Consider the following 4,771-nt stretch of genomic DNA (forward strand, 5'->3'; position numbering starts at 1 on the left):
GCCGGACCTCGGCGCTGGTGGCCGATGGTGTGGCCGCGCCCTGTGCCGACATCGCGAGCTCCCTGCAACGGATCCGGAGTTTGTGAACGCTTTCACGAGCGTTGACTCCGAGTGTATTCCCGCTCCGGGGACGGTTGCTACGTCGGCGTCGCCGTCTCGAATTCGTCCCGGTCGGCATCCGGCGAGGCGGGCGAGGTGGCCGGCTTCGTCGGGTCGTCGGTGGCGGCCCGCTCGACCGGCCGCAGCATGACCAGCACGGCTAGTCCGGCCAGCACGGCGGCCGTACCTGACACGAGGAAGGCCCATTGCACGCCCTGGACGGAGGCCGCGTGCAGGGCTTCGTCGAGCCGGCCGCGGAATGCTGGCGGCGCCTTGGCCAGCAGGACCTTGGCCTGACCGCCGGCCAGCAAGCGGGACACCTCGTCGGACGAGGGGACGCCGTGCCGGCTGAGCACGTGCGCCGCCCGGGCGGCGAACACCGAACCGAGCGCGGCGATACCGAGGGCGAAGCCGAGCTGGCGGGCGGTGTTGACCGCGCCGGCGGCCATGCCCCCGCGCTGGGGCGGCACGGCACCCATGGCCGCCGAGCTGAACGTCGGTGTCGCCAGCCCGACCCCGATGCCGACGAGGATGAAGCCGGGAATCAAGGCCGGCCAGCTGGCTCCGCCGTGCACGAGCGACCCGCTGACCAGACCGCCCACCCCGATGAACAGCATGCCGCCGCCGATGATGGGACCCGGGCGCGAGCCGTGCAGGAAGCGCCCGATCGCGGCGGACACCCCGAACGACGCGATCGACAACGGCAGGCCGGTGAGGCCGGCCTCGATGGGACTCAGGCCGAGCACCGACTGCAGCCAGATCGAGGTGTAGGTGAAGGACGCGAACGCGGCGAGGGTGACGACCAGCGCGGCCAGCAGGATGCCGACGAACACCCGGTTGCGCATGAGCGTCATGTCGAGCATCGGGGCCTTCGTCCGCACCTCGACGGCGACGAAGACCGCGAGCAGGACGGGCGCGGCCACGATCCAGCCCCAGCTTCCGACGTGCGACCAACCGTTCTCGTTGGCCTCGATGAGGCCGTAGGTCAGCGCGCCGGCCGCGGCGCTGAACAAGACGATGCCGGGCACGTCGACGCGTGACTTGACGGTGTCGTGGGTGTCGGTGAGCACGGACAGGCACAACGCAATGGCGATGACGCTGACCGGCAGGTTCACGAAGAAGATCCACCGCCACGACGCGCCCTCGGTGAGCAGGCCGCCGATGATCGGGCCGACAGCGGCGGACGCGCCCGCCGTCGCGCCCCACAGCCCGTACGCGGTGCCCCGGTCCCGACCGGTGTAGTTGCTGTTGAGCAGCGCGAAGGTGGTCGCGAACATGGCGGCGGCGCCGAGGCCCTGCACGGCGCGGGCGGCGACGAGCGCGCCCGAGTTCGGCGCGAGCCCGCACACCAGCGACGCGACCGCGAACAGGGCCAGCCCGGCGACGTAGGCGCGGCGGTGGCCGACGAGGTCGGCGATCGAACCTGTCCCGAGGACGAGAGCAGCGAGCACCAGGGCGTAGGCGTCGACCACCCACTGCAGCGACCCGAACGACGTCTTCAGATCTGTCGCCATGTCGGGCAGCGCGACGTTCACGATGGTCACGTCGATGAGCAGCATGAACGTGCCCAGGCAGACGGTGACCAAGGGCAGCCACTTGCGCATGAGTTGTCCCTTCCTGATGACTACGGGTCAGTCTTCCGCGAGCGACAGACAACCATCGTCGTGATCCGCGCCTGGCGTAGTTTTCTGCCAAGAAGCTGGCCCTGCCGGAATCCGCCGCCATCGACGAGATCGAGGGCGGAATCATCCGCTGCCTGCAGCTCAGTCCGCACCCAGTGCAAAAGATCTCAGGGCCGCAGAACCTGACCGCGTCGATCGTGTGCGCCGACGTCGACTGGAGATCTCGCCGGTGCTGCGCCACGTCAAGCAGGCGGGGTCGCTGACGTGCGGCGACCGCCTCCTCGCCCGGTGACCGGCTACTTGACGCCGAGCAGGTCGATGACGAAGACCAGCGTCTTGCCCGAGAGCCGGTGTCCACCGCCGGCCGGGCCGTAGGCCTTCTCGGGCGGGATCGTCAGCTCGCGGCGACCGCCCACCTTCATGCCCGGGATGCCCTCCTGCCAGCCCTGGATCAGGCCCTGCAGCGGGAACTCGATCGACTGGCCGCGGTTCCACGAGGCGTCGAACTCCTCGCCGTTGTGGAACTCGACGCCGACGTAGTGCACCTCGACCGTGTCACCCGGCTTCGCCTCGGCGCCTTCGCCGACGACGATGTCCTCGATTTTCAGCTCGGTCGGGGCCTCGCCGTCGGGACGGTTGATCTCTGGCTTGGAGAGTGTCATGCACCCATCCAACACGAGCCGCTACCGTCGGTCGCCATGCGCATCGACGACGAAGTGCGGTCCGCCGGCACCGAAGAGCTGGACGCGCGGACGCTGTACGGCATCCTCGCCCTGCGCAGCGCCGTCTTCGTCGTCGAGCAGAACTGCGTCTACCTCGACCCGGACGGCCGTGACCTCGAGCCGTCCGCCCGGCAGTTGTGGATCGAGCGCAACGGCGAGGTGGTGGCCACCCTGCGTCTGCTGCTCGACAGCGACGACGCGGGAACGGCGCGCATCGGCCGTGTCGCCACCGCCGACAGCGCACGCGGCCACGGCCTGGCCGCCCGGTTGGTGCGCCGCGCGGTCGAGCTCGCCGGCGACCGCGAGGTGGTCATGGGTGCGCAGTCCTACCTGGAGGAGTGGTACGCCGGGCTGGGCTTCGTCCGCGACGGCGACGACTACGACGAGGACGGCATCCCGCACCTGCCTATGCGCTTACGGCGAGCACCTTCTTCCGGGCCCGCGTCGCCATGATCGACCGCTCGGCGAACGCGCACATGATCGTGCCCGCACCGAGGACCGAGCCGATAGAGAGCACCGACGCCGCGGAGCCGATCGAACCGATCGACAGCACCGAGCCCACCGACCCGATCGAGAGCAACGAGCCCTTGCTGCCGATGCAGAGCACCGAGTCCTGCGACTTGATCGACCACTTCGAGCTGCCGGCATCCATGTCCACATCGTGGCGCCTCGGACGGCTCGCGGGTAGGCCCTAGGCTCCGGGCATGGCCCTCGACCCCGCCGCCATGGACCTGCAACCGCATCCCGAGGGCGGGTGGTACCGGGAGACCTGGCGCCACAGTGACGCCGTGGACACGCCGCGCGGCAAGCGCAACCTCGCCACGTGCGTCGCCTTCCTGCTGGAACCGGGGCAGCGCTCGGCGTGGCACCGGGTGACCTCCGACGAGCTGTGGCTGTGGCAGGGCGGCGGCCCGATGCTGCTCACCGTGGGCGGGTTCGACGAGTCACCGGTGGCCGGCTTCAGCTGCGAGCTGCGCGAGGGCGGCCAGTACCTGGTCCGGGCCGGCGAGTGGCAGTCCGCCGTTCCGGCGACCGACGAGGCGTCGCTGGTGGCGTGCGTCGTCGCGCCGGGTTTCGACTTCGCCGACTTCACGCTGGCGGCGTCCGACAACTAGAACGGGTTACAGTTCTACGATGAGTGACGACGACGGGGTGATGACGCCCTGGCCGGACGCCGACGTCGAGTCGGATGCGAACTGGGACGAGCGGGCGCCCGCGCCGCGCGGCGGAGTCGAGTACGCGGCGCTGCACAACGCGCAGCGGTTGGTGCAGGACCGGCTGTCCGGTGCCGCGCTCGCGCCCGACGTGGCCAAGGAGATCACCGAGCAGTTGCTCGACGTCGCCGAGCTGCTGGCGGTGCACCAGGTGAGCGAAGCCGACCGGCACGATGGCTGGCGTCCCGATCTCGCCGGCCGCGGCCACCCCCTGCTGCCGCCGTACTTCATCGACGACGAAGGCGATGCGCGGCTGTCCGGGCGGGTCACGTTCACCCGCTTCTACCTCGGGGGTAACGGCGCGGCGCACGGTGGCGCCCATCCGCTGCTGTTCGACGACGTGCTCGGCCGAGTCATGAACCACCATCAGCCCAGCGTCGCCCGCACGGCGTTCCTCAAGGTGAACTACCGGCGGGTGACTCCGCTCGACGTCGAGCTCCGCTTCGAGGCGACCCGCGACCGGGTCGACGGACGCAAGCGCTGGGGTTCGGCGCGGCTGTTCGATGCGTCCGGCGCGCTGCTGTCCGACGCCGAAGGGTTGTTCCTCCAGCTGCTGCCGGGCCAGGCCTGACGACCGCACGAGGAATTCGCGGCCGAGCATCCCGACGTCGGCGAGTTCCCGGAGCGCTGCTGTGGCGGCTGCTCACGCACGCGGGCAAATGGGAGCAAGCCGAGCAGCTGCTCAGGGAGTGGTCGGCCAGATGGCAGGACGCGGGCGTGGACACCGTCGTGTGGACGTTCCAGTCCGGCTTGGCGATCGGGCGTACCTCGACGTGGGAGACCTCGACTCGGCCCAGGCGGTCGTCGACCACGCTCGCGCTGTGCTCGCCTTCGAGGGGTCGAGCGGTCTGGACGTCCGGGCTCACCGAGCTCCAGGCCGAGATCTCCTTCGCACGTGGCGAAATCGACCGAGCTGAGGGCTGGCGCTGGCGGGCGATGCCGTTCGAGCCGACCGGCACTTCCAGCTGGCGAGCGAGATCTATGAGCGGTGCGCGTACGCCCGGCGGTGGCACAACCGGGTCGCGACCCTGCGCACTGCCGGCCTCATCGATTAAGAGTCCGCCGGTTGCTGCGGCGGGACGCACACCTGCGCGTGCACCTTGGTGATCATCTC

At 70.3% G+C, this 4,771-nt stretch carries 6 protein-coding genes; 3 read left to right on the forward strand and 3 right to left on the reverse strand.

Features of this window, described 5'->3' with window-relative positions; genetic code table 11:
* Positions 1-137: 137 nt before the first annotated feature.
* Positions 138-1,703 (reverse strand): MFS transporter, encoded by a 1,566-nt coding sequence (locus ABR571_RS09260; RefSeq protein ID WP_409452904.1) that lies wholly within the window; start codon positions 1,701-1,703, stop codon positions 138-140.
* Positions 1,704-2,017: 314 nt separating this feature from the next.
* The gene (locus ABR571_RS09265) at positions 2,018-2,383 is read right to left on the reverse strand and encodes an FKBP-type peptidyl-prolyl cis-trans isomerase (protein WP_409452905.1); all 366 of its coding nucleotides are present in this window, start codon (positions 2,381-2,383) and stop codon (positions 2,018-2,020) included.
* 36 nt (positions 2,384-2,419) lie between these two features.
* Between ABR571_RS09265 and ABR571_RS09270 the strand changes: the two genes are divergently transcribed.
* A complete protein-coding gene (locus ABR571_RS09270; protein WP_409452906.1) occupies positions 2,420-2,896 on the forward strand; it encodes a GNAT family N-acetyltransferase in 477 nt (158 codons plus the stop codon).
* Here ABR571_RS09270 and ABR571_RS09275 read toward each other — a convergent pair.
* The gene (locus ABR571_RS09275; protein WP_409452907.1) at positions 2,850-3,095 is read right to left on the reverse strand and encodes a hypothetical protein; all 246 of its coding nucleotides are present in this window, start codon (positions 3,093-3,095) and stop codon (positions 2,850-2,852) included. The two genes, ABR571_RS09270 and ABR571_RS09275, sit on opposite strands and share 47 nt — an antisense overlap.
* A gap of 52 nt (positions 3,096-3,147) precedes the next feature.
* Here ABR571_RS09275 and ABR571_RS09280 point away from each other — a divergent pair, with 52 nt between their 5' ends.
* On the forward strand, positions 3,148-3,558 hold the full coding sequence (locus ABR571_RS09280; RefSeq protein WP_409452908.1) for a cupin domain-containing protein: 411 nt from the start codon (positions 3,148-3,150) through the stop codon (positions 3,556-3,558).
* Positions 3,559-3,577: 19 nt separating this feature from the next.
* The gene (locus tag ABR571_RS09285) at positions 3,578-4,228 is read left to right on the forward strand and encodes a PaaI family thioesterase (RefSeq protein WP_409452909.1); all 651 of its coding nucleotides are present in this window, start codon (positions 3,578-3,580) and stop codon (positions 4,226-4,228) included.
* Positions 4,229-4,771 lie beyond the last annotated feature (543 nt).

Origin of the sequence: Jatrophihabitans sp., assembly GCF_046262535.1 — a bacterium.
Lineage (GTDB): Bacteria > Actinomycetota > Actinomycetes > Mycobacteriales > Jatrophihabitantaceae > Jatrophihabitans.